Source organism: Cryobacterium sp. Sr8 (genome assembly GCF_004403225.1).
Lineage (GTDB): Bacteria > Actinomycetota > Actinomycetes > Actinomycetales > Microbacteriaceae > Cryobacterium > Cryobacterium psychrotolerans.
Genome location: NZ_SOHO01000041.1, coordinates 19,830 through 43,059, shown reverse-complemented (window position 1 = coordinate 43,059; position 23,230 = coordinate 19,830). Strand labels below are relative to the sequence as shown.

Genomic DNA, 23,230 nt, shown 5'->3' with positions numbered 1-23,230 from the left:
CGCGTAGAGTCGAGGGATGGACCCCGTCACCACCGCGCGCGTGGACAGCTGGACCTGGGCGGTGCGGATGTTCCGCACCCGTTCCCAGGCCACGGCCGCCTGCCGGGCCGGTCACGTTCGGGTCAACGGTGACAAGGTCAAGTCGGCCCAGGCCGTGCGCGTGGGCGACGAGGTGCGGGTGCGCAGCGCCGGCTTCGACCGGGTGCTCGTCGTGGCCCGGATCGTCTCCAAGCGCGTCGGCGCCCCGGTGGCGGCCGAATGCTACGTGGACAAGACCCCGCCTCCCCCGCCCCGTGAGGAGGTCGCGCTCGTCCCCATGCGCGACCGCGGGGCCGGCCGGCCGACCAAACGTGAACGCCGCGACATCGATAAGCTGCGCGGCCTGGAGCGCACCGACCTTCCCGACGACGACTAGCTCAGACAGGCCGCGGTCAGGGCGCCAGCGACGGCGGCACGGTGATGCCGAACTCGTCGCGGAGGGCGAGCGTCGCCGCGTACCAGCCGTTCATCCCGTGCACCGCGGGGCCCGGCGGCGTCGAGGCCGAACAGAGGTAGAGGCCCGGCACCGGGGTCTGCCACGGCCGCCTCGACACGACGGGTCTCCTGACCAGCTGCCGCACGGTCACCTCCCCACCCAGGATGTCGCCGCCGACGAAGTTCGGGTCGTGCTCGGCCATCCCCTGGGCCGTGAGCGAGGCCGAGGCCAGGATGGTGTCCCGGAAGCCCGGCGCGAACCCCTCGATCCGGCGCACGACGGCATCCGTCATGTCGATGTTCGAGCCCCGGGGCACGTGCGTGTACGCCCAGAGCACGTGGTGGCCGGCCGGCGCCCGCGAGTCGTCGAGCACGCTCGGCTGGGTCACCAGCACGAACGGATACTCCCCCACCCGGCCGCGGGACACCTCCCGTTCGGCCGCGGCCACCTCCGCCCGGCTGCCGCCCAGGTGCACGGTGGGGGCGAGGGCGACCTCCGGGTTCGCCCAGGGAACCGGGCCGGACAGGGCGAAGTCGACCTTGGCCACCCCGGAGCCGTAGCGGTAGCCCTCGAGCGCGCGCCGGTAGCGCACCGGAAGGGACCGGCTGGCGAAGCTCGCGAGGAACGCGGGCGAGGTGTCGAGCATGGTGACGCGCGCGGGCTCGAGCTCGCCGATCGAGTGCACCTCCGTCCCGAGGAGCAGGCTGCCTCCGTGAGCCGTGAGGTCGTCGACCAGCGCGTCGGCGATGGCCTGGGAGCCGCCCCGCGGGTAGCCCCACCCTCCCGCATGGGCGTGCGCGGCGAGCAGGAGGCCGGCCCCCGCGGCCGCGAGGGACGGCTGCCGTCCCGCCACGTGGGCGGCCACCCCGGCGAAGAGGGCCGCGGCATCCGCTCCGCGCAGCCGGGCCCGGCCGAGCGCCGTGCCGAGCTCCAGAACGTCGGCCCCGTACCGGAGCACGGCGAGGGGGTCGTCGGGCCAGCGCAGGAGCTGGTTGCCGGTGAACGCAACGATCCCCTCGAGCCGGGTGACCAGGGGCTGGAACAGGCGTGCCCAGGCCTGCCCGCCACGCCCGAGGCCTTCGGCCGTGCGGTCGAGGTCGCGGTACGCAATCGCGGCACGCCCGCCGCCCAGCGGATGCGCGTAGGACACGTCGGGAACCACGAACGGCACCCGGGCGGTCAGTTCGAACGCACGGAAGAACGGCGAGGCGAGCGCGGCCGGGTGCACCGCGGAGCAGCTGTCGTGCCGGTAGCCGGGGAGGGTCAGCTGCTCGGTCCGCAGCCCGCCGCCCGGGGTATCGGCCCGCTCGGTGACCCGCACCGACAGCCCGGCACGGGCGAACACGACCGCCGCGGCCAGGCCGTTGGGTCCGGAGCCGACGATGTTGACGTCAAGCACGGGCGTGACCAGCCAGGCCGACCGGGGCGACCAGCAGGCCGACCTCCGTGCGCACCCACCAGTCCCCCGTCGCCCGCCGTTCGGCCGGGGTCGTATACCGGTAGAGAAAGACCCGGGCCCGGAGGCGGCGGGGCGGGGCCTGCGGGAACGGGTTGACCCGGAGCATCCGAAGGGTCGGGCCGTCCCCCTCGAGCAGGCGCACGATGAACGTCTCGAACCACCTCGTGTCCCGCGCGCCGAGGGCGAGGAACCACATCAGCCAGTCGAGGCGCAGGTGGTAGGGCGCGAATTGACGAGGCATCCGGCGCGGGTCGCCCGGCTTCCCGCGGAACTCGTACGCGCGCCAGGCGGACTCCTCGAAGGGATCCTCGGCGTCGCTGCCCTCCACCACCACCTCGAACCGGTCCTTCGTCACCGTGCCGAACGCGCCGTAGGCGTTCACCAGGTGGTACCGGTTGAAGCTGGCATTCATCAGCTGGCGCCGCGAGATCAGATTGCGGGCCGGCTGGTAGCTGAGCGCGAGCAGGAACACGGTCGCGGCCAGCACCACCACGACGAACCAGATCGCCGTGTCCGGCCTGGCCCCGGCGGACGGCAGCCACCGGAACACGAACCTGAATGCATTGTCGTCGACGGCGGCGAAGGCAAGCACGATCGTGATCCAGTTCAGCCAGGCGAAATTACCGGTGAGCACGAGCCAGAGCTGGCTGAGGATGACGATCGCCGCGGCGACGGACGCCACCGGCTGCGGCGCGAACAGGAAGAACGGCACGACCAGCTGCACGAAGTGGTTGCCGAGCACCTCGCCGCGGTGGAACCATTTGGGCAGGTGGTGCACGAACCAGCTCACCGGGTTGGGCATCGGCTGGGTTTCGTGGTGGTAGTAAAGGGCGGTCAGGTCGCGCCACTCCGCACCTCCGCGGATCTTGATCAGGCCGGCGCCGAACTCCAGGCGGAAGACGAGCCAGCGGAGGAAGAAGATGATCGTCACCGGCGGGGCGACCTCGTTGGAGCCGAGGAAGGCGACGACGAATCCGGCTTCGATCAGGAGGCTCTCCCAGCCGAAGGAGTAGAACGTCTGCCCCACGTTGACGATCGAGAGGTATCCGGCCCAGAGCAGCAGGAAGAGCAGCATCGGCAGCCAGGGCGGCCCCAGCTGGGGCAGGCCGGCCACCAGGGACGCAGACACGGCCGTTCCGGCCCAGGCGACGGCCAGGAGCATCCGGTCGGAATATCGCCAATGGAACACGCTCGGTGACTGCCGAAAGCGGATCCGCGCCACGAAGCGCGGGACCGGCAGCAGGCCGTGCTCGCCCAGCAGCGCCGGGAACTGGTTGATTGCCCCGACGAAGCCAACCAGGTAGCAGGCGGCTACCCCGCGCTGCAGCACCTGCCGCGCGAATTCGTAGTCGCCCGCAGCAAACCAGTCCATCGTGCAGTCACCATAGGCCCGCGCCACCGCGCCATCAAGCTCGGCGCCGCATCCACGACGACGTACCCTGCCGCTGCAGATCGACATCGTCGGTTGACGGCCGGGACTAAACCGGTATAGGTTGTCTAAACCGGTTCAGTCGCCCGGGGCCGCACCGGCCCGAATGGCAATCGGCGAGGAGGCCGCGTGAATACGCAGAAGGTGACCATCGCCGATGTCGCGAAACGGGCCGGCGTGAGCAAGGGCCTGGTGTCCTTCGCCCTCAACGATCGGCCGGGCGTCTCCCCCGAGACCCGGACGCGAATCCTGGCCGTAGCCGGAGACCTCGGCTGGAAGCCGTCCCTTCGCGCCCGCTCCCTCTCGACCCGCCGATCCTTCGCGCTCGGCCTCGTCGTCGCCAGGAACCCTGAGGTCCTCGGCTCGGACCCCTTCTTCCCGTCGTTCATCGCCGGCGTCGAGAGCATCCTCTCCGATCGCGGCCGGGCCCTCGTGCTCAGCGTCGTGCCGAGCGAAGAAGCGGAAATCCGAAGCTACCGGCAGCTGGTCGACGACGGCCGGGTAGACGGGGTCTTCCTGACCGACCTCCGGCACGACGATCCGCGCATTCCCCTGCTCACAGAACTGGGCCTGCCGGCCGTCACCCTCGGTCGTCCGGACGGTCCAAGCCCGTTCCCCGCCGTGTCGATCGACGACACTCCGGGCATCGCCGAGTCGGTGGCCTACCTCGCGCGGCTCGGACACCGCCGCATCGCCCACATCGCCGGGAGCTCCACCATGCTGCACGGCACCCGCCGTCGCGACGCCTTCGAAGCGGCGCTGCGCACCGCCGGGCTCCCCCTCGGCCAGACCATCGAGACGGATTTCTCCGTGGCAGCCGGTTCCGACGCGACCCGCCGGCTCCTCACCCAGGAGGATGCGCCGACCGCCATTGTCTACGCCAACGACCCCATGGCCATCGCCGGGCTCGGAGTCGCCCACGAACTGGGCATCCGCGTACCGGACGAGTTGTCGATCACCGGCTTTGATGACATCGACTTCTCGCGCTACGTCTACCCGCCCCTCACGACGGTCAGCGCGACGCCCGTGGTGTGGGGCCGGGCGGCCGCCACCACCCTGCTCGCCCTGATCGAGACCGGCGCCGCCGACGACGTGAACCTGCCCGCCGCACGGCTGATCATCCGCGGTTCCGCCGCGGCCCCGGCCCACACGCGAAAATCGGCCACCTGAAGACTCACCTGCCCAGGAGAGAGCCCGCAGCAGAGCCGCTGCGATCACGAAATGGAGAGAACGATGAGTTCAACGAAGAAAAGGCGGATCCTCGCCGCGACGGCGGTGTCCGCCACGATGGTGCTCGCGCTGGGCGCCTGCGCCGGCGGCGGCGACGACAAGGCAGCTCCGGGCGCCGACGCGCGCGGCGACATCACGATCTGGTATTCGAACAACGAGTCCGAGATCGCGTGGGGCAAGCAAATGGTCGAAGCGTGGAACGCCGATCACCCGGGCGAGTTGGTCAAGGCCCAGGAGATCCCGGCGGGCAAGAGCAGCGAAGAAGTCATCGGCGCCGCCATTACCGCCGGCAACGCCCCCTGCCTCGTGTTCAACACCGCTCCCGTAGCGGTCCCGCAGTTCGAGAAGCAGGGCGGTCTCGTCGACCTGGGCACCTTCGAGGACGGCGTCTCCTACATTGAGGAGCGCAGCGGCGACACGGCGGAGCAGTACCGGAACGCCGACGGAAAGTACTTCCAGATGCCCTGGAAGTCCAACCCGGTGATGATCTTCTACAACAAGGATCTCTTCACAAAGGCCGGCCTCGACCCGGAGAACCCGGCGCTCGCGACCTACGACGAGTTCCTCGCCACCGCGCGCACGATCGTCAAGAGCGGCGCCGCCGAGAACGCCATCCACCCGGCGCCGACGAGCGAGTTCTTCCAGAGCTGGTTCGACTTCTACCCGCTGTACGCGGCCGAGACCGGCGGCAAGCTGCTCGTCGAGGACGGCAAGTCCACGTTCGCCACCGAGGACGGCCAGAAGGTCGCCGAGTTCTGGAAGACGATGTACGACGAAGGACTCGCCGGCAAGGAGCAGTACCAGGGCGACTCGTTCGCTGACGGCCAGGCCGCCATGTCGATCGTCGGACCGTGGGCCGTCTCGGTCTACAAGAATGCCGTGAACTGGGGAGCCGTTCCCGTTCCGACCAGCACCGGCACGCCGGCTGACGAGACCTACACGTTCAGCGACGCCAAGAACGTCGGGCTCTTCAGCGCCTGCGAAAACAAGGGCACGGCCTGGGACGTTCTGAAGTTCGCAACCAGCGAGGCACAGGATGGAGCGCTTCTCGAGCTGACCGGGCAGATGCCGCTCCGCAAGGACCTGACCACCACCTACGCCGACTACTTCGCGGCCAACCCGACCTACGAGCAGTTCGGCGACCAGGCTTCGCGCACGGTCGAAGTTCCGAGCGTCAGCAACTCTGTCGCATCCTGGCAGGCCTTCCGCGACGCGTACTCGAAGGCTGTCATCTTCGGTGAGGGCGAGATTTCCTCGGCGCTCGAGGGAGCCGCGGAGAAGATCGACTCACTGGTCGCGAAGGATTAACACCGCCATGTCAACCGTGGCAACAAGCACGCCGCCGGCCGGGAGATCCACGCTCGCGGCCGGCGGGGCCCCCGCCCGCCGGAGGCGCCGCCCGCTCCTCGGGAAGAACCCCATCGGGATCCTGTTCAGCGCGCCGTACCTCATCTTCGTCCTGGCCGTCTTCGCGTATCCGCTCGTGTTCGCGGTCTGGATGTCATTCCACGACTACTTCTTCGCCGCACCCGGCGCCCAGATCGAGCGGCAGTTTGTCGGCCTCGAGAACTTCCAGGAGGTCCTTACCGACCCCGCCGTGATCCGGTCGTTCGGGAACGTGGGCATTTTCCTCCTGATCAACGTGCCCCTGACGGTGGTGCTCTCGCTCGTGCTCGCCACGGCACTCAACAAGGTCGTGCGGTTCCGCACCTTCCTCCGGGTGTCCTACTTCGTGCCGTACGTGACCGCGAGCGTCGCGGTCGTCGGCGTGTGGTTGTTCCTCTTCAGCGGGAGCGGACTGATCAACCAGCTGCTCGGGCCGCTCGCACCGTCGCCGTCCTGGCTGATCAACTCGACCTGGGCGATGCCGACGATCGCCCTCTTCGTGACCTGGAAACAGCTCGGATTCTTCATCCTGCTCTACCTCGCCGCACTGCAGAACGTCTCCGAGGAGCTCTACGAGGCCGCGGCGACCGACGGAGCCGGCAAGGTGCGGAGCTTCTTCTCCGTGACCATCCCGGGCGTACGTCCCGCCACCGTGCTGGTGCTGCTGCTCGCGACGGTCACCGGCGCCAACCTCTTCACGGAGCCGTATCTGCTCACCGGTGGCGGCGGCCCCAACGGCGCCTCCGCCTCCCCCGTGCTGCTCATGTACCAGCGCGGCATCGAACAGGGCTCGCCGGACGTGGCGGCCGCAATCGGAGTGATTCTCGTGATCGGCGTCCTCATCCTCGCTTTCATCCAGCGCAAGCTCGCGGGAGGTGATGAATCATGAATCGCGGTCAGCACATCCTCCGCGGAATCGTCCTGGCGCTGGGCGCGTTCGTGTTCCTGTTCCCGTTCTATTACATGATCATCGGCTCGCTGCAGGCCTCTCCGGACCCGAGTCTGGGGGGCGCCTTCCCAAACCCGGCCAACCTCACGCTCGACAACTACGCGGCCATCAACAGCCGCATCGGCCTGGTGCAGGGCCTCGTCAACTCCGGAATCTTCGCCGGCGGCGTGATCCTCTGCACCGTGGTGTTCGGGGTGCTCGTGGGCTACGCCCTCGCCCAGTTGCAGTGGCGCGGCCGAGGGGTGACCTTCGCCCTCGCCCTGCTCGTGCAGGTCGTTCCGTTCCAGCTCCTGATGATCCCGCTGTACGTGCTCATCGCCCGTGACTACGGTCTGGCGGACAACTACCTCGGCATGATCCTTCCGTTCGCGATCAACTCGACGGCCGTGATCATCTTCAGGCAGTACTTCCTCCAGGTTCCGCGGGAGCTCTTCGACGCGGCCCGCATCGACGGCGCCGGCGAGCTCAAACTGCTCTGGAACATCGCCCTCCCGCTGGTTCGGCCGGCGCTCCTCACCGTGGTGCTGCTCACCTTCATCGGCCCGTGGAACGAGTTCCTCTGGCCCTTCCTGGTGACGAAGGAGGCATCCCTGCAACCCCTGGCGGTGTCCCTGGCCAATTACCTCAGCACCGTCGCCGCTTCCGCGGCGAACCCCTTCGGCGCAATCCTCGCCGGCGCCTGCGTTCTCGCGGCACCGGCCGTGCTGATTTTCATCTTGTTCCAGCGACACTTCGTGTCCACCAATATCGGCTCCGGCGTGAAAGGTTAACAATGCCAACGACCACAGATTTCCCGTACACACTGACCCGGATGGGCGTCATCATGACGCCGGAAGAGGGCAACGCCAATGAGGCGGAGGGCGTGCTCAATCCGGCGACCGGGCGCAGCGCCGACGGCACCCTCTACCTCCTGCCCCGGCTCGTGGCCGCCGGCAATGTCTCCCGCGTCGGGCTGGCGAAGGTGATCATCACGGATGGCGTCCCCACCGGCGTCGAGCGTGAGGGCGTCGTGCTCGAACCCGATCGCGGCTGGGAGCGCGGCGCGAACAACGCCGGCGTCGAGGATCCGCGGGTCACCTACATCGACCGTCTGGGCATGCACGTGATGACCTACGTCGCCTACGGCCCTCTGGGCCCGCGCACCGCGGTCGCCGTGTCGACCGACCTGCGCGAGTGGCGCCGGCTCGGCCCCGCGCTGTTCGCCTACGACGACGCACTCGACATGGACCTGAACCTGTTCCACAACAAGGACACCGTCTTCTTCCCCGAGCCGGTCACCGCACCCGACGGTGTGGAGAGCTTCGCCGTGCTGCACCGCCCGATGTGGGACCTCGGCGAGGTCAGGCCCGGTGAGGGCGTTCGCGTCCCGGCCGGCGTCACCGACACCCGCCAGAGCATCTGGATCAGCTACCTGCCCGTCGCCGACGTGCTGGCCGATCTCACCCTGCTGACCTACTGGAAGGGCCACCGCTTCCTGGCCGGACCGGAGTTCCCATTCGAGGAGCTGAAGATCGGCGGCGGCCCCGCTCCCCTGCGCGTGCCCGAGGGCTGGCTGCTCATGCACCACGGCGTGACCGGCACGATCGACGGCGCCTTCTCCCAGCAGCAGAAGGTCAACTACTCGGCCGGCGCGATGATCCTCGACGCGGACGACCCGACGAGGGTCGTCCGCCGCACCAGCGAGCCGCTGCTGAAGGCGGAGACGCCCGACGAGATCAGCGGCATCGTGCCCAACGTCGTGTTCCCTACCGCGATCGAGGAGATCGACGGCCGGCACTATGTCTTCTACGGCATGGCCGACTCGAAGATCGGCGTCGCCCGGCTCGACCGCGCTACGGCGTAGTCGGCTGAGTTGCGGACAAAGTACCTTCCCGCGCGCCACGAAGGTACTTTTTCCGCAACTCAGTTGGCCGCTGATCGCGCTCGGCGGAACGTCGTTCCGCGCGCCGCGCGCCTGCACCGGCGCGGCGGCTGCGGCTGTGACACTGGCCCCATGCTCAATAACCTCTCGGCCTGGCATGTCATCATCTTCCTGGTCTATCCCGCGCTCATCGCCCTCGGCTTCTGGCTGCTCTACACGGTGATCCGGCTCGCCGTGCGGAAGGGGCTCCGCCAGCACCAGGAATGGCTCGAGACCCGCGCCTCGCTGGTGAGCGCAGACCACTAAGCCGTTCGTCGCCGGCTGCGTACGATGGCAGGCATGGACAACGCCCCGGCACCGATCGCCCCGGCACCGACGGCCCAGCCCCCGGTCGCCGGGCTCCTGCTCGCCGCGGGAGCCGGATCGCGGCACGGCAGCCCGAAGGCGCTCCGCCGGGGCGACGACGGGGAGCCGTGGCTGCTGCGTGCCATCGACGCGCTTCGCGAGGGCGGATGCTCGCCGATCATCGTCGTGCTCGGCGCGCGGGGCGACGAGGCGGAACGGCTGCTGCCCGGCCGGGGCGAGACACCTGAACGCGGCGGCGACCTCATCGTGGTGCACGCCGTCGACTGGGCCCAGGGCGTCTCCGCCTCGCTGCGGGCCGGCCTCGCTGCGGCGGCCGCCCTCGAACCCGCCCCGGCAGCCGTCGCGGTGGTCCCGGTCGACGTGCCCGACCTGGACGGCAGGGTCGTGGCCCGGCTCATCGGGGCCGGGGACGACGACGACGCGACATCCGTGGGCCCCGACACCCTCCGCCAGGCGGGCTTCGGCGGCCGCCCCGGTCACCCGGTCGTGATCGGGCGCCGGCACTGGGCGCCGCTCGGCGAGCGTCTCGCCGGCGACACCGGGGCCCGCCCCTACCTGGTCGAACACGGGGTGCGGATGGTCGACTGCGGCGACCTGGGAACGGGCGCCGACGACGACGACTGAGGCCCGCCGGGTCCCTCGGCCGAATCAGCGCAGGTCCGGCACCACCCGGAGCGCGTCGAAGGCTCGGGCCGGGCCCGCATCGGCCGCAAGGGACGCGGACAGGCGGTCGAGGCGCTCCCGCGCCTCGCCGTGCAGGGCGAGCAACCGGATGGCAACCTCCCTGATCTTCTCGGGCGGCGCGGCGTTCGGGTCGAGCGCCTCGCCGAGTCCGGCTGCCTCGACGGCGGCGGCACCCGCGAATTGGTCGGTCGAGAAGGGCAGCAGCAGCATCGGGACGCCGTGGGTCATCGCCTCGGTGACGCTGTTGTTGCCGCCGTGGGACACGGCCAGGGCCGAGCCGCGCAGCAGGCTGACCTGCGGCAGGAACTCGCGCACCAGCCACGAGCCGGGAATCGGACCCAGCTCGGCCGGGTCGGTCGATCCCGCCGCCAGCGCCACCCGCACGTCCAGTGGGCGCAGCGCCTCCACCACGCGGGCGAGCACATCCCCGCGCACCGAGAGGAAGCTGCCGAAACTGACGTAGACAACGGGGGCGGCGTCCCGGGCGAGCCACTCCCGCGTTTCGGCATCCGGCACGTCGTCACGCACCGCAGAGCCCAGGAAGACGTGCGACGGAAGCAGCAGCCCCCGGGCCGCGGGGTGGAGTTCGGCGGGATAGTTGAGCAGGAGCACATCGCCTGACTCGGTGAACGCGTCGGCCGCCGGCGTCGCTCCGGGGTCGAGGCGGATGAGCGCGTCGTTCCACTGCACCGTGAACGAGTCGCGCACCCTCCCGCACAGCCTCCGCAGCGAGTCCAGCTCGTCGTGGCCCGGCGTGAATGCCTCCGGCCAGGTTGACACGAACCCGTAGACCTCCGTGCCGACCGGGAGGGCCGAAGGATGTCCGAGCACGACGTCCGCATGGCTGATCCCCGCGCTCTTCAGGGCAAGCCGCGCGCTGAACGCGAGGTGGTCGACAATCACGTGGTCGGGTCGGACGCGCTCGACGACGCGCTGCACGTCCCTGGCCACTTCGACCGGGTTCCAGAGGAGGTCGCTGCTGCGCGCCTCGGCCTGGAACCGCAGCGTCTCGACCATGCCGCGGCGGGTGGCCGCGAAGAAGCCGCGCAACGCGTCATCTTCCCCGGTGGGTTGCTGTTCGGCCCTGATCACCCCCGGATTGGAGCCTCGCCCCAGTTGCAGCGGAACGTGGTCGTAGCCGAAAGACCGGACGATCCCGGCGGTGGCTTCGCCCGTGGCCACCACCACCCGCTCGCCTGCGTCCCGCCACGCGGTCGCCAGGGCGGCGAGCGGGTAGAGGTGGGAGGCGTAGTCGGGGCTGATGACAAGCACGCTCATGAGGCGCTCAGCTTACCGGCCGTCGGGTCCGCCCGCGCGGCGGCGGCGCGGTAGACCAGGGAGAGGGCATCCGCCATCGTCTGGATGGCGAAGTCCCGCGCCACCATGGCGTGCGCCCGCTCCGCGTTCTCGGCGTCGCGCGCCCCGCCGGACAGGTCCAGGGCGCGCGTGATGCCGCCGGCCAGCGCGCGGGCGTCGCGGGTGTCGACGAGGAACCCGGTCACGCCGTCCTCGACGAACGTCGCCGGGCCCCCACCGGCGGGCGCGACCACCGGCAGCCCGGTCGCCAGCGCCTCGAGCAGGGCGAGGCCGAATTCCTCCTTGACGCTCGCACACACGTACGCGCCATGCGGGGCGGCCAGGCCCGGGCGCCCGTAGCGGGCGGCGGCGAGCCAGTGCGCGACGGTGCCGTTCGCCCGGTGCCCCGCGAGCAGCAGGCCGCGGGCGGCCGCCTCAGCTCGCGGCACGGCCGCGTCGATCCGGTCCAGCTGGCGTCGTTCCTCGCCCGACGGATGTTCCAGGTCGCCCCCGACGAGGAGCAGGTTGCAGCGTGCGCGCAGCGCGGGGTCACCCAGCCAGGCCTCCACGAGGGTCGCCATGCCCTTCACCGTGTGCAGCCGGCCGACCGTGACGACCAGGGGCAGGCCCCGCCGATTCGCCGGGAGCCCGCCGAGCACAGCGTCCAGGGCGTCGAAGTCAGGATGCCCGGCGCCTCCCGGCTCGGATGCGGCGAGCGCGTCGGCACCGGCCCGCTCGATCACTCCGAGGTCGATGCCTTCGGGCACCACGGCGAAACGCTCAGGGTCCAGGTCGATGTCGACCCCCACCAGTTGCCGGAGGTCCCGCCGCAGCTCCGGCCGGGGGAAGAGCACGACGCGCGCGGATTCGGCGGTCACGCGCTGCGCCAGGCGCGTCCGGAACCAGAAGTGCTCCTGCACGTCGGCAGCGCCGAAGTCCTGCCGCGTCAGCTCCCCCGCCGCCTCGAGGGCGTGGATCGCCGCGTGGGGATCAGGCGCCAGCGTGAAGACCACCGGGATCCGGAGTTCGCGCGCGACAGTCGCCGCGGCGAGGGTGCCGACATCGGCCATCCGGAGATGGATCGCGTCGACCGTCCCGGCCGCGCGAAGAATCCGGCGGATCCCGCGCTGCGCCTCGACGCGACGCGGCCACGCGTCCACCGAGGCCACCGGTTCGCCGAGGAACGGAACCGTCGCGAAGACGTGCCCGGGCCGGGAGGAGGCGAGGTCGGCCAAGCCGCGCAGGGCGTCGGCGTGGTTCCCCCTGGAGAGGGTCAGCACCCGTGAGACCGGCGCGGGGGCGTGCGCATCGGCTGCGCGGCCGGTCGACGCGCCCGCTTCGACCAGCGCGTCCCCGAGCCGCACGAGCAGCGTCGCGATGCCGCCGTTGTCACCCGAGCCCACCTGGGAGAGCTCCCGGTCGATGTCGGCGGGCAGGAACACCTGCGCGATCGTCACGCCGGGCCTCCTCGGCCCCACGATGTCGGAGTGTGCGGCCGGCCCGCTCGACTCGGCCGGGTCGGCCAGGTCGGCCAGGTCGGCCAGCGCGAGCCTCGCGACATCGGCCAGCGAGTCGGTCCCGCGGGCGAGGTCGGTCACGATCCGAGTCCCGGCCTGGTTCGCCCCGAGATCGCCGAGCGCGGCGATCGCCGCCGCACGCACCTCGGTGGCCTCGGCCGGGTCGAGGGCCACCCGACGGATGAGCCGCCCGGGGATTCGTCCGGGCACGAGCCCGGCGGTCTCAACCAGCCGCGCCCTCGCCCCGGGTTCGCTGAGCCCCAAGAGCGCGCCGTCGAGCGCGAGCGCCACTCGTTCCGGTGCCGACGCGCCCCAGCGCTCGAGGCTGCGTTGCGCGATCATCCCGGAGAAGCCACCGGCGGCGACCAGGGCCACAAGCCCGGAGATCGCGTCGGCACGGGGCGGCCGCCCGCCGAGCGCCCACGCCGCATGCTCACGGAGAAAGGGTTCGTCCCTGGCGAGCAGGGACACGAGCGCGCTCCCGGCCGACTCGTCGGGCAGCGGCGCGAGGGCGTGGATCGCGGCGATGGCGGTGAGCTGATCCTCGGGGTCGGTCGCCGCGCGCAGGAGGAGCCGCACGTCCCGCGCCCCGCCGTGCCGGCGCACGGCTTCGGCCAGGTCGTCGGCACCCCGCATGGCCTCGAGGATGGAGCCCGCGGTCCGCACCGCGTCCAGTTCAGCCTGCGTGCCCATGGACACTCCCCTCCCTGCAGCGGAATTCCCCGCGACTGTACCACTGCGCCTTGGGCATGCAATGGGTTGTGCTCGGCCGACGACGAGTAAAGAGTGGTCGCATGATGAGGGTGAGCTATGCCGGGGCGTCGTTCCTCACGAGCGACGACATCGCGAACGGGCTGTTCCGGTTCGTGGCAGCGCTTGGGGAGAACCATGAGGCCGAGTCCCTGGAGATCCCCGCCTTCGCGGATGACGGGAAGGCCGTGCTTGTGCGCATGGTCGTCGGTCCCGCCAGCGAGCTGGTCGGCGTTCCGGAGGAATCGGTCCTCGAGGAGCCGAACACCGTCGACTTCGTCTCCGAGCTGCACAAGCGCACCCTGGCCCTGTCCTCCCCCAGGCCGGTGATCGACACGGAGGTCGGCTTCAGCACGGCGTACGACTGGGACGACCTGGAGTAGCAGTTCCGCGCGCAGGCCTGCCAACTGGATTAGGACGGGAGGCCCAACGCTGTTGACGGGCGGCCGCTTCTGAGTAGGGTTTTCTATGCAGCCGGATCGGGGGCGGCATCAGCACGCGGTTGCGGCTCTTATGCACTGTCAACCATTCCGAAGGAGTAATCGTGTTGAGAAAAACCCTCGCCGCAGCCGCTCTCGCGGCTGCCTTTGCGCTCGTCCCCACGGCCGCGCAGGCTTTGGACTGTGTCAATGTCTCGAAGCCACCAGCCGCGTGCGGCTCCAACTGCACCAGCGGGCCGATCATCCACGGCAACTGGGCCTGGCTGCCCAGCGTGTTCCCCGGGGCCCCTGAAGTCTGGGCCTTCGTACCCCCCGGAACCATCCAGGGCTTCGGCCTCGCCGGTGAGAAGGGCAACTTCCAGAACGGTGAAGGCTACGCGCTTCTCGTGAATGCGATCTGCGACTCCCAGGGCTCGGTCCTGGTCAACCGGCAGACCGAGCACGGAATCCAGCTGCTGGAAGGATGTCCCTAGCAGGTTCTGAGCACGGCTGACATGGCCGCCCGGTCCTCCGGAGTCACCCCGAGCTCGTACGCCACGAACACCGGAACCAACTTCTTCACATACCAGCACTGCAGCGCCGTGTCGGAGGGCAGATCGTCCCAGACGACCCGCTGGCCGGCATCGTGCCGGTCCGAGACATCCGGGTAGACCCCGGGCAGCCACTCGCTGGGGAGGGAGTCGGACTTCGAGCCGTTCTCGGAGCCCTTCACCGCCAGCAGGTTCACCGGGTCGTTCGCGAGCGCCCGGCGCTTCTCGAAGGTCCAGGCCGCTCCCCCGGTGGCATACACGGCCTTGAGCGGCAGCAGGTGGTCGATCTGCACGTCATCCGACGTGTCGGCGCCGTGCACGAAGCCGATGCTCTCGCCGCTGTACGGGTCGGCGAGCGTGCCGGTCTCGACGACACAGCGGGCCGGTTTGAGGCTGACGGCCGTGAAGTCGCGGCTCAGGATGTCGTTGCGCGCGTCGCAGCCATTCCGGTCGAAGTCGAAGGACCAGGAGTCACCGAACAGGTCGTCCCGGTGGCCGGCATAGCTCCCGTCGTCCCGGTATGCGGCGTCGGGAAGTGCGGCAACGGCGGCGACCGCGGCCGCGGAATCCAGCGTCGGACCGGCCGGGGCCGGCACGGTGGCACCCGCGGACGCGCCCGGGGGCGGGGCGGGTGCAGAAGCAGGCGCATCCGTGAAGTAGAGGAACGCGGCCAGAATGACCGCCGCGATGAGCCCTGCGCTCGCCAGGGACCCCTTCGAAGTTCTCCGCCGGCGGGTCATCGAGGGCTCACGCGAGGCATCCCGCCATCCTCCCACGCGGCGGCGGGTGGCACTGCGCGCCGGACCGTGTGAAGCTGGGGGCGTGTCCCTTCCCGCCCCGCTCCCGGACCTTCGCGACGCCCCGATGCTGGCGCGTCCGTGGGTCACTATTGTCTGGGACGACCCGGTCAATCTCATGTCCTATGTGGCCTACGTGTTCCGCAGCTACTTCGCCATTTCGGCGCACGAGGCCGAACGGCTCATGCTCCAGGTGCACAACAACGGCCGAGCCGTGGTGGCCACCGGCAACCGCGAAGAAATGGAACGTCACGTGGAAGCGATGCACGACTACGGCCTCTGGGCCACCCTGGCCAGGGCCGAAGGATGATGCGGTTCGTGCGCGACGAAACCGGCGCCGTGTCCGCGCAGTTCGTTCCGGTGGAGGTCGAGCTCCTGCGCCTCGCGGTGTCCCAGCTGGTCGGCCTGCTGGATGCCGCGGCCAGCCACGCGCTGGGGGCATCCGCCGACCCCGCGGTGCGCCGCCTGCTGCCCGACGCCTACCGCGAGGACGCGGAGGCGGCGGCGGAGTTCCGGCGGTTCACGGCCGACGGCATCCTCGACCGCAAGGAGCGCAACGCGCGCGCGGTGCTGGCCTCGCTCGGCGACGACGAATACCAGGGCGACGACTACCCGGGCGGCGGAGACGACGGTAACGAAGACGAGAGTGACCGTGGGGACGACGTGGACGACCAGCCGCCGGTGACGATCGAGCTCGACGACGCGGCCGTTCAGTCCTGGCTGCGCACCCTCACCGACCTGCGGCTGACCCTCGCCGAACGGCTCGAGGTCTCCCCGGACGGCGTGCAGCACCTCACCGGCGAGGAGGCCCCGTTCCTGGCCAACGTCTACGAATGGCTGGGCATGGTGCAGGAGTCGCTGGTGCACGCGATCGACGTCTGACGGCCTGACACCGCCGGCGGCACGCCTAGCCGAAGAGCGCCGAGACTTTGGTGAGGGTCTGGAACACCCCGTAGGCCAGCGGAATCCCGACCAGCGCCCAGGCGAGCGTGAGTTTTGTCCTCGTCATGTCAGGACTCCAATGCTGTTTCGCGCACCGTCGACGGCGCCGCGACGGTTTCGTGGAAGGTGGAATGGACCGGCCGGACGAACAGGTTCGCGATGAAACCGATCACCAGCAGCCCCACCATCGTGAGCAGCGCCGGCTGGTACGCCTGGGCGGTGAGCTCCCCCGGGGTTCCCTGGGCGTCCAGGAAGCCGTTGACGATCAGTGGCCCTGCGATCCCGGCGGCGGACCACGCGGTGAGAAGCCGGCCGTGGATGGCGCCGACCTGGAAGGTGCCGAAGAGGTCGCGCAGATAGGCCGGCACGGTCGCGAAACCGCCTCCGTAGAAGGAGATGATGACGAAGGCCAGCAGCACGTAGAGCGCCGTTGTTGAGGAACCGACGAGGGCGAGCAGGAGGTAGAGCACCGTGCCCACCCCCAGGTAGACCATGTAGATGTTCCGGCGCCCGGTCTTGTCCGACGTGGCTGACCAGACGAACCGGCCGCCCATGTTGGCGATGGAGAGCAGGCCGACGAAGCCGCCGGCCACGACGGCCGACACGAGGGAGCTGCCGTCCGGCTGGCGGAAGAAGTCCTGGATCATCGGCGCCGCCTGTTCGAGGATCCCGATGCCTGCCGTTACGTTGCAGAAGAGCACGATCCAGACCAGCCAGAACTGCCGGGTCCGGATCGCGTTGGCCGCAGAGACATTGTTGCTCGTGACGAGCGGCTTCGCCGCGATCGTGGCCGGGTCAAAGCCTGCCGGCTTCCAGCCGGCGGCGGGAACCCGGATCGTGAACGCGCCGAACATCATGTAGGCGAGGTAGACGACCGCGAGGGTGAGGAAGAGCTTGCCGACCGCGTCGCCGCTGGCCACCCAGCCCTCCGCCCCCGAGTTCGGGTCGTAGAGACCCAGCAGAGCCGTGGAGACCGGGCTGGCAATCAGTGCGCCGCCGCCGAAGCCCATGATGGCCATGCCGGTGGCCAGGCCCGGACGGTCCGGGAACCACTTGATCAGGGTCGAAACGGGGGAAATATAGCCGATGCCCAGTCCGATCCCGCCGATGAATCCGTACCCGAGGTAGACGAGCCAGAGCTGGCCGGAGAAGATGCCGAGCGAGCCGACGAGGAAGCCGCCCGACCAGAACAGCGCCGACACGAACATCGCCTTTCGCGGGCCGTTCGTGTCGACCCAGGTTCCCATCACCGCGGCCGAGAGCCCGAGCATGACGATCGCAATGGAGAAGATCAGGCCGATCTGGGTCAGGCTGACGCCGAAATGCGCGACAAGTGCGGTCTTGTAGACGCTCGTCGCGTAGGCCTGGCCGATGCACAGGTGAACGGCGAGCGCCGCCGGCGGAATGAGCCAGCGGTTGAATCCGGGAGGTGCGATCGTGCGCTCTCGATCAAGCCAACTCATGGTGATTCCCTCATCACAGGAGAGCTGGTTCCCACAGCTCCATTGCCATCGGCAAAAACGCCGTAACGCACAGCCTATCGTGCTCCAGCGCAACGTCCGGATGGGCGCGGCATTGGGCATCCGGCCCCGCTGGGGGCAGGATGGGGTTCATGACACATAAAGCCCCGGTAGAGGACATCAACGAGAACAACCTCGTCGTCAAGAAGCCCAAGACGTCCGCGGCCGGGCTCGAAGCCGTGATCGTGGCCCTGGACCGCGGGATCGCCCAGGCCGGCGTGGCCCGCACGGCCCGGTCGCTGCTGCGGCTGAACCAGCGGAACGGCACCGACTGCCCCGGCTGCGCCTGGCCCGAGTCGCAGGGCCACCGCAAGACCGCGGAGTTCTGCGAGAACGGCGCCAAGGCCGTCGCCGAGGAGAGCACGCTGCGCACGGTGACCCCGGCCTTCTGGGCGGAGCATTCCATCGCCGAGTTGTCCGAGAAGACCGAGTACTGGCTGGGCAACCAGGGGCGCATCACGCATCCGGTCGTCATCCGCCCCGGCGACACGCACTACTCGCAGATTTCCTGGAACGACGCCTTCGAGCTCATCGGGGAGCAGATCCGGGCGACGACGCCCGAGCGCACCGTGTTCTACACCTCGGGCCGCACCGCCAACGAGTCGGCGTTCATGTACCAGCTGTTCGCCCGGTCCATCGGCACCAATAACCTGCCGGACTGCTCGAACATGTGCCACGAATCATCCGGCTCCGCGCTGAACCCCACGATCGGCATCGGCAAGGGCACCGTCTCGCTCGAGGACATCCACGATGCCGAACTGATCTTCGTGATCGGCCAGAATCCGGGCACGAACCACCCCCGGATGCTCTCGGCCCTGGCCGAGTGCAAGGACAACGGCGGCAAGATCGTCGCCGTGAACCCGCTGCCGGAGGCCGGGCTGTTCAATTTCAGGGACCCGCAGACCCCCTCCGGACTCGTCGGCAAGGGCACCGACCTCGCCGACGAGTTCCTGCAGATCAAGGTCGGCGCCGACCTGGCCCTGTTCCAGGCGCTCGGCCACCTGCTCCTCGAGGAGGAGGAGCGCGTGCCGGGCTCCGTCGTCGACCACGAGTTCGTCGCCTCCAACACCGACGGCATCGACGCGTACCGGGCCGCCCGCAAGACCATCGACTGGGACGAAACCGAAGCGGCGACCGGCCTGTCCCGGCTGCAGATCGCCACGGTCGCCGGAATGATGGTGAAATCCAGGGCCACGATCATCTGCTGGGCGCTGGGACTGACCCAGCAACCGCACTCGGTCAACACGCTCAAGGAGATCATCAACCTGCTGCTGCTGCAGGGCAACTTCGGCAAGCCCGGCGCAGGCGCCTGCCCTGTGCGCGGCCACTCGAACGTGCAGGGAGACCGCACGATGGGCGTCTGGGAGAAGCCGCACGAGTGGATGCTGGATGCCCTGGACAAGGAATTCGGGATCGACGCCCCGCGCGCGCACGGCCTGGATTCCGTCGACACGGTCGAGGCGTTCGAGAACGACGACGTCGACGTGTTCGTGTCGATGGGCGGCAACTTCGCCCTCGCTGCCTCGGACACCGAGGCGCTGGGGGCCGCGCTGCAGCGCGTCGGCCTGACCGTGCACGTGTCCACCAAACCGAACCGTTCTCACGTGGTGCACGGCCGGACCTCGTTGATCCTGCCGACGCTCGGCCGCACGGACACCGACGACAAGCATCCGGGTGGCCGGCAGGTGCTCTCGGTCGAGGACTCCATGTCCGTGGTCCGCACCACGCAGGGGCGGCTGGAGCCGGTGTCGGAGCACCTCCTGGCCGAGCCCGTGATCGTGGCCCGGATGGCCACGGCGACCCTCGGCGAGGACCACCGCATCGACTGGAAGGCGATGGCCGAGGACTACGACGTCATCCGCGACCACATCTCGCGCGTGCTGCCGGGCTTCGAGGACTTCAACCGGCGCCTGCGCACGAAGAACGGCTTCGTGCTGCCCAACCCGCCGCGAGACTCGCGCAGCTTCGCCACCGACATCGGCCTGGCCCGGTTCACGGTCAGCCCGCTGGAATACCTGACCCCGCCGCCCGGGCATCTGATCCTGCAGACCATGCGCAGCCACGACCAGTACAACACGACGTTCTACGGGCTGGATGACCGCTACCGCGGCATCTCGGGCGGCCGCCGGGTCATCCTGATCAACAAGGACGACGCCGCCGACATGGGATTCGCGGACCGCGACCTCGTGGACGTGATCAGCACCTTCCAGGGCGAGGAACGTCGGGCGGACAGCTTCCGTCTCGTGTTCTACCCGACCCCGCGCGGCTGCGCGGCGGCGTACTTCCCCGAGGCGAACGCCCTGATGCACCGCGAACTCGTCGCCCGCGAGTCGAACACGCCCGGCTACAAGGCGATGGCCGTTCGCTTCGTGCCGCGCGCTGAGGACACCCCGCAAATGAGTTAGGGCGCGCGCCCGACCCGCCCACAGCGACGCCCGCAGCATTGACTTGCGGAGAAAGCACCTTCCCGCGCGAAATGAAGGTACTTTCTCCGCAACTCAACCAGCATCGTCGCGGGTCAGCGCGCATGGCTCAGCTCGCGGAGCTCAGCGCCATGTCTCAGCTCGCGGGGCTCAGCTCGCCCTGCTCGATGCGCTCTCCGCCGGCGTAGACCACCATCGAGTTGCCGCGCAGGAACCCGACGAGCGTCATCCCGACCTCGGCCGCGAACTCGGCGGCCAGCGACGACGGCGCCGAAACGGCCGCCAGCACCGGGATGCCGGCCATCAGCGCTTTCTGGGCCAGCTCGAAACTCGCCCGGCTGGAGACCATCAGAACCGTGCCGCGCAGCGGCAGCCGGTCCTCCTTGAGCGCCCAGCCGATGACCTTGTCGACCGCATTGTGCCGGCCGACATCCTCCCTGAGCACGAGCATCTCCCCCGTCGTCCCGTCGAACAGGGCCGCCGCGTGTAGCCCGCCGGTCTTGTCGAAGACCGCCTGGGCCGCGCGCAGGGTGTCCGGGAAGGTGACGAGGAGTTCCGGGTCGATTCGCACCGAGTCATCGCGGATGTCCCAGGCCGACCGGGTGCGCACGGCGTCGATGCTGGCCTTGCCGCAGAGCCCGCAGGAACTCGTGGTCAGGAACGACCTTTCCGCGCTCGGATCGGGCGCGGCGACCCCGGGCGCCAGGGTCACCTCGAGGACGTTGTAGGTGTTCACGCCCTCGTCCGTCGCCCCGGCGCAGTAGCGCGCCATCGCGAAGTGCTCACCACGGGTGATGACGCCCTCGGAGACCAGGAACCCGGCGACGAGGTCGAAGTCGTTGCCCGGGGTGCGCATCGTCACCGCGAGGGCGCGGCCGTTCACGCGCATTTCCAGCGGCTCCTCGACGGCGAGCGTGTCTTCCCGCGCGACCCGGGACGCCGCGGAATCGCCGACGGTCACCCGGATGGTCTGGCGGCGGGAGGTGATCCGGCTCAACCCCGCTCACCCGCCAATGTAGGACATCTCGATCTTCTTCTTGCCGGTCGTGCGCAGCTCCCGGGTTTTCGAGCTGCGCAGGTCCGAGTAGCGATCCGTGCGCTCGCGCCAGATGGTGGCCATGACCTCGGTCAGCGCCTCGTCCGAGCATCCGGCCCGCATCAGTGCCCGCAGGTCGTGGCCCTCGGTGGCGAACAGGCAGGTGAACAGCTTGCCGTCGGTCGAGACCCTCGCCCGGGAGCAGGAGCGGCAGAACGACTGGGTGACGCTGGAGATGACCCCGATCTCGCCGCTCCCGTCGAGGTACCGCCACCGGGCGGATGTCTCGCCGTCGTAGTTGGGCGCGATCGCCTCCAGCGGGAGCTCGGCGGTGATCCGGCTGATCACCTCGGCGGAGGGGACGACCTCGTCCATCTTCCAGCCGTTGCTCGTGCCGACATCCATGAACTCGATGAACCGGAGGATGTAGGGCGAACCCTTGAAGTGGCGGGCCATCGCGACGATGTCCTGGTCGTTCTGGCCGCGCTTGACCACCATGTTGATCTTGATCGGGCCGAGGCCGGCCTCGTGGGCCGCGTCGATGCCGCCCAGGACCTTCGCGACGGGGAACTTCACGTCGTTCATGGCCTGGAACGTGGCGTCGTCGAGGGAATCGAGCGACACCGTCACCCGGTCGAGCCCGGCGTCCCTGAGCGCCTGTGCCCGCACCGCCAGCGCGGAGCCGTTCGTCGTCAGGGCGATGTCGATCTTGCGCCCGTCGGGCGTGCGGAGCGCGGCGAGCGAGCCCACGAGTTCCTCGAGCCCCTTGCGCAGGAGCGGCTCTCCCCCGGTGAGGCGGATCTTCTCGACACCGTGGGCGACGGAGATCCGGGCGAGCCGGGTGATCTCCTCGAAGCTGAGCAGCTCGTCTCGGTCCATGAAGGCGAAGTCCCGGCCGAAGATCTCCTTGGGCATGCAGTAGACGCAGCGGAAATTGCACCGGTCGGTCACCGAGATGCGCAGGTCGCGCAAACGGCGACCGTGGGTGTCCGTCACGCTGTCCCGCAACTGTGCGTCCGGCATTTCCGTGTCCGGCATTTCACGGTTCGGCAATTGGGCGTGCGCGGAATCGCCCGGTACCGGGGCGAAGACGTCGACGCTGGTCATACCTCGAGACTAACCCCCGCCGCGGTGGGTCGCGTCAGTCCAGTTGGGTGCAGGTGACCGTTCGTGCGCGCACCCACCGTTCGCCAACGTACAGATATGTGTGAGTCGACGGATCTTCTGCGCAGTCGGCGGGTCGATTTCCACCGGGAAGATCGACGGGTGCCGGCAACGTCGTCCCATCGACGGCGAGCAGGCCTTCCCACGGCGCGGTCACCGTGAGTTGCGTGGGCTCCGGGGTTTCTCCTGCGGATGGCGTCGTGCACGTCAACACCGTCGAGCCGACCAGCGATCGTGCTGCGCCCAGCGTGAGGTCTCCGAGTTCGGCTACCGAGTCAGGGCACCCCGTTTCGCTGTCGCTCCCGCTCTCGCTGCACGCGGTCAGTGTGGGAATGGCCAGGACCATGGCTGCAATGGCCATCCCGGCGGCCCGTTGGCCGCGACCTGGCCAACGAATGTTTCGATTGCGCATTCGGATTCCCCCCCAACATCGAAGCGGCTGTATTTGCGAATACTTGCCGAGTGAAGACTGCGGTGTCAAGGGCATGGTCGGTCCTTTGTCAGCCGCCTCGACAAGGGAGATGCCGCAACTCCGCCGGGAATAGCGGGTGTCGGAGGTGTGGCGTACACTTTTACTATCGAACATACGTTCGAGTTCATGCGGGTGCATGAACGTTGCACGAAGCCGAGTATATGACGCTGCACGAGGCAGTCAGAGAGGTCGGGCCATGTCGCAGGTCGCATCTCCACAAATCTCATTTCCACGGATCATCGACGCGCGGGTCGACGTGGAGCTCTCCGCAGACGGCGATCCGCGCGCGTTCATCTGGAATCGATTCGAACACACCGTCATCGGGCAGCCCCAGGCGGTCTTCTCCCGCACCAGCTGGTGGGAGAACGACGGGGTGCCCACCCGCATCGACACCGAGCTGTGGCGCCTCGATGCGTCACGCGGAGGCGAGGAACAGCACCGTTACGACCTGCGACACGACGTCGACGGGTCCTGGGTGCTGGCTCTCGACTGGGGATGACACCG

Annotated in this window: 22 protein-coding genes; 14 read left to right on the top strand and 8 right to left on the bottom strand. The window is 69.3% G+C overall.

Features of this window, described 5'->3' with window-relative positions:
• Positions 1-16 precede the first annotated feature (16 nt).
• Positions 17-415, top strand: coding sequence for an RNA-binding S4 domain-containing protein (locus E3T54_RS07525; protein ID WP_092321449.1), 399 nt, complete (start codon positions 17-19; stop codon positions 413-415).
• A gap of 16 nt (positions 416-431) precedes the next feature.
• Here E3T54_RS07525 and E3T54_RS07520 read toward each other — a convergent pair whose 3' ends face one another.
• Both E3T54_RS07520 and E3T54_RS07515 read right to left on the bottom strand, forming a co-directional pair.
• On the bottom strand, positions 432-1,874 hold the full coding sequence (locus E3T54_RS07520; RefSeq protein WP_134475184.1) for an NAD(P)/FAD-dependent oxidoreductase: 1,443 nt from the start codon (positions 1,872-1,874) through the stop codon (positions 432-434).
• Positions 1,867-3,306: a lipase maturation factor family protein gene (locus tag E3T54_RS07515; protein WP_134475183.1), complete on the bottom strand. Its 1,440-nt coding sequence runs from the start codon at positions 3,304-3,306 to the stop codon at positions 1,867-1,869. Before E3T54_RS07515 ends, E3T54_RS07520 begins: the two co-directional genes overlap by 8 nt.
• A gap of 186 nt (positions 3,307-3,492) precedes the next feature.
• Here E3T54_RS07515 and E3T54_RS07510 point away from each other — a divergent pair, with 186 nt between their 5' ends.
• The 7 genes from E3T54_RS07510 to E3T54_RS07485 all read left to right on the top strand — a co-directional run bounded on the left by E3T54_RS07510 (position 3,493) and on the right by E3T54_RS07485 (position 9,779).
• Positions 3,493-4,533: a LacI family DNA-binding transcriptional regulator gene (locus E3T54_RS07510; protein ID WP_134475182.1), complete on the top strand. Its 1,041-nt coding sequence runs from the start codon at positions 3,493-3,495 to the stop codon at positions 4,531-4,533.
• Between the two features lie 63 nt (positions 4,534-4,596).
• Positions 4,597-5,901 (top strand): extracellular solute-binding protein, encoded by a 1,305-nt coding sequence (locus E3T54_RS07505; RefSeq protein ID WP_134475181.1) that lies wholly within the window; start codon positions 4,597-4,599, stop codon positions 5,899-5,901.
• Positions 5,902-5,908: 7 nt separating this feature from the next.
• The gene (locus tag E3T54_RS07500; RefSeq protein WP_134475180.1) at positions 5,909-6,868 is read left to right on the top strand and encodes a carbohydrate ABC transporter permease; all 960 of its coding nucleotides are present in this window, start codon (positions 5,909-5,911) and stop codon (positions 6,866-6,868) included.
• Positions 6,865-7,698 (top strand): carbohydrate ABC transporter permease, encoded by an 834-nt coding sequence (locus E3T54_RS07495; RefSeq protein ID WP_092321444.1) that lies wholly within the window; start codon positions 6,865-6,867, stop codon positions 7,696-7,698. The genes E3T54_RS07500 and E3T54_RS07495 overlap by 4 nt, the downstream gene beginning before the upstream one ends.
• A 2-nt stretch (positions 7,699-7,700) precedes the next feature.
• Positions 7,701-8,771 carry a glycosidase gene (locus tag E3T54_RS07490; protein WP_134475179.1) on the top strand — a complete coding sequence of 357 codons (1,071 nt, stop codon included), beginning with the start codon at positions 7,701-7,703 and terminating at the stop codon, positions 8,769-8,771.
• A 150-nt stretch (positions 8,772-8,921) separates the two neighbouring features.
• Complete coding sequence (locus E3T54_RS16760; protein WP_166804861.1) at positions 8,922-9,095, top strand: hypothetical protein; 174 nt, start codon at positions 8,922-8,924, stop codon at positions 9,093-9,095.
• A 33-nt stretch (positions 9,096-9,128) separates the two neighbouring features.
• A complete protein-coding gene (locus E3T54_RS07485; protein ID WP_134475178.1) occupies positions 9,129-9,779 on the top strand; it encodes an NTP transferase domain-containing protein in 651 nt (216 codons plus the stop codon).
• A gap of 24 nt (positions 9,780-9,803) precedes the next feature.
• On the opposite strand, the gene E3T54_RS07480 is transcribed toward E3T54_RS07485, so the two are convergent.
• Positions 9,804-11,117: a glycosyltransferase gene (locus E3T54_RS07480; protein WP_134475177.1), complete on the bottom strand. Its 1,314-nt coding sequence runs from the start codon at positions 11,115-11,117 to the stop codon at positions 9,804-9,806.
• Positions 11,114-13,345, bottom strand: a complete 2,232-nt coding sequence (locus E3T54_RS07475) for a glycosyltransferase (protein ID WP_134475176.1) — start codon at positions 13,343-13,345, stop codon at positions 11,114-11,116. Before E3T54_RS07475 ends, E3T54_RS07480 begins: the two co-directional genes overlap by 4 nt.
• 101 nt (positions 13,346-13,446) lie before the next feature.
• On the opposite strand from E3T54_RS07475, the gene E3T54_RS07470 reads away from it, so the two are divergent.
• Complete coding sequence (locus E3T54_RS07470; RefSeq protein WP_134475175.1) at positions 13,447-13,785, top strand: hypothetical protein; 339 nt, start codon at positions 13,447-13,449, stop codon at positions 13,783-13,785.
• A 161-nt stretch (positions 13,786-13,946) separates the two neighbouring features.
• A complete protein-coding gene (locus E3T54_RS07465) occupies positions 13,947-14,315 on the top strand; it encodes a hypothetical protein (RefSeq protein WP_134475174.1) in 369 nt (122 codons plus the stop codon).
• On the opposite strand, the gene E3T54_RS07460 is transcribed toward E3T54_RS07465, so the two are convergent.
• Positions 14,312-15,112: an HNH endonuclease family protein gene (locus E3T54_RS07460; RefSeq protein WP_134475173.1), complete on the bottom strand. Its 801-nt coding sequence runs from the start codon at positions 15,110-15,112 to the stop codon at positions 14,312-14,314. The two genes, E3T54_RS07465 and E3T54_RS07460, sit on opposite strands and share 4 nt — an antisense overlap.
• 124 nt (positions 15,113-15,236) lie before the next feature.
• Between E3T54_RS07460 and clpS the strand changes: the two genes are divergently transcribed.
• Positions 15,237-15,479 carry an ATP-dependent Clp protease adapter ClpS gene (gene clpS / locus E3T54_RS07455; protein WP_092321690.1) on the top strand — a complete coding sequence of 81 codons (243 nt, stop codon included), beginning with the start codon at positions 15,237-15,239 and terminating at the stop codon, positions 15,477-15,479.
• An 8-nt stretch (positions 15,480-15,487) separates the two neighbouring features.
• Positions 15,488-16,051 (top strand): DUF2017 family protein, encoded by a 564-nt coding sequence (locus tag E3T54_RS07450; protein WP_241977111.1) that lies wholly within the window; start codon positions 15,488-15,490, stop codon positions 16,049-16,051.
• 128 nt (positions 16,052-16,179) lie between these two features.
• Here E3T54_RS07450 and E3T54_RS07445 read toward each other — a convergent pair whose 3' ends face one another.
• Positions 16,180-17,574 (bottom strand): OFA family MFS transporter, encoded by a 1,395-nt coding sequence (locus E3T54_RS07445; RefSeq protein WP_134475171.1) that lies wholly within the window; start codon positions 17,572-17,574, stop codon positions 16,180-16,182.
• Positions 17,575-17,723: 149 nt separating this feature from the next.
• On the opposite strand from E3T54_RS07445, the gene E3T54_RS07440 reads away from it, so the two are divergent.
• Positions 17,724-20,036 (top strand): FdhF/YdeP family oxidoreductase, encoded by a 2,313-nt coding sequence (locus E3T54_RS07440; protein ID WP_134475170.1) that lies wholly within the window; start codon positions 17,724-17,726, stop codon positions 20,034-20,036.
• A gap of 154 nt (positions 20,037-20,190) precedes the next feature.
• Here E3T54_RS07440 and fdhD read toward each other — a convergent pair whose 3' ends face one another.
• Positions 20,191-21,051 (bottom strand): formate dehydrogenase accessory sulfurtransferase FdhD, encoded by an 861-nt coding sequence (fdhD, locus tag E3T54_RS07435; RefSeq protein ID WP_134475169.1) that lies wholly within the window; start codon positions 21,049-21,051, stop codon positions 20,191-20,193.
• A 6-nt stretch (positions 21,052-21,057) separates the two neighbouring features.
• The gene (moaA, locus tag E3T54_RS07430; protein ID WP_370255180.1) at positions 21,058-22,098 is read right to left on the bottom strand and encodes a GTP 3',8-cyclase MoaA; all 1,041 of its coding nucleotides are present in this window, start codon (positions 22,096-22,098) and stop codon (positions 21,058-21,060) included.
• 824 nt (positions 22,099-22,922) lie between these two features.
• Here moaA and E3T54_RS07420 point away from each other — a divergent pair.
• Positions 22,923-23,225 (top strand): hypothetical protein, encoded by a 303-nt coding sequence (locus E3T54_RS07420; RefSeq protein WP_134475167.1) that lies wholly within the window; start codon positions 22,923-22,925, stop codon positions 23,223-23,225.
• The last annotated feature ends 5 nt before the right edge of the window (positions 23,226-23,230 follow it).

Coding starts and splice junctions, on each gene's coding strand:
- E3T54_RS07515 (WP_134475183.1), bottom strand. CDS start 3,306: ATGGACTGGTTTGCTGCGGGCGACTACGAATTCGCGCGGCAGGTGCTG.
- E3T54_RS07485 (WP_134475178.1), top strand. CDS start 9,129: ATGGACAACGCCCCGGCACCGATCGCCCCGGCACCGACGGCCCAGCCC.
- E3T54_RS07445 (WP_134475171.1), bottom strand. CDS start 17,574: ATGAGTTGGCTTGATCGAGAGCGCACGATCGCACCTCCCGGATTCAAC.
- E3T54_RS07460 (WP_134475173.1), bottom strand. CDS start 15,112: ATGACCCGCCGGCGGAGAACTTCGAAGGGGTCCCTGGCGAGCGCAGGG.
- E3T54_RS07475 (WP_134475176.1), bottom strand. CDS start 13,345: ATGGGCACGCAGGCTGAACTGGACGCGGTGCGGACCGCGGGCTCCATC.
- E3T54_RS07440 (WP_134475170.1), top strand. CDS start 17,724: ATGACACATAAAGCCCCGGTAGAGGACATCAACGAGAACAACCTCGTC.
- E3T54_RS07505 (WP_134475181.1), top strand. CDS start 4,597: ATGAGTTCAACGAAGAAAAGGCGGATCCTCGCCGCGACGGCGGTGTCC.
- E3T54_RS07480 (WP_134475177.1), bottom strand. CDS start 11,117: ATGAGCGTGCTTGTCATCAGCCCCGACTACGCCTCCCACCTCTACCCG.
- E3T54_RS07490 (WP_134475179.1), top strand. CDS start 7,701: ATGCCAACGACCACAGATTTCCCGTACACACTGACCCGGATGGGCGTC.
- E3T54_RS07470 (WP_134475175.1), top strand. CDS start 13,447: ATGATGAGGGTGAGCTATGCCGGGGCGTCGTTCCTCACGAGCGACGAC.
- E3T54_RS07525 (WP_092321449.1), top strand. CDS start 17: ATGGACCCCGTCACCACCGCGCGCGTGGACAGCTGGACCTGGGCGGTG.
- E3T54_RS07500 (WP_134475180.1), top strand. CDS start 5,909: ATGTCAACCGTGGCAACAAGCACGCCGCCGGCCGGGAGATCCACGCTC.
- E3T54_RS07495 (WP_092321444.1), top strand. CDS start 6,865: ATGAATCGCGGTCAGCACATCCTCCGCGGAATCGTCCTGGCGCTGGGC.
- clpS (WP_092321690.1), top strand. CDS start 15,237: ATGCTGGCGCGTCCGTGGGTCACTATTGTCTGGGACGACCCGGTCAAT.
- E3T54_RS16760 (WP_166804861.1), top strand. CDS start 8,922: ATGCTCAATAACCTCTCGGCCTGGCATGTCATCATCTTCCTGGTCTAT.
- E3T54_RS07420 (WP_134475167.1), top strand. CDS start 22,923: ATGTCGCAGGTCGCATCTCCACAAATCTCATTTCCACGGATCATCGAC.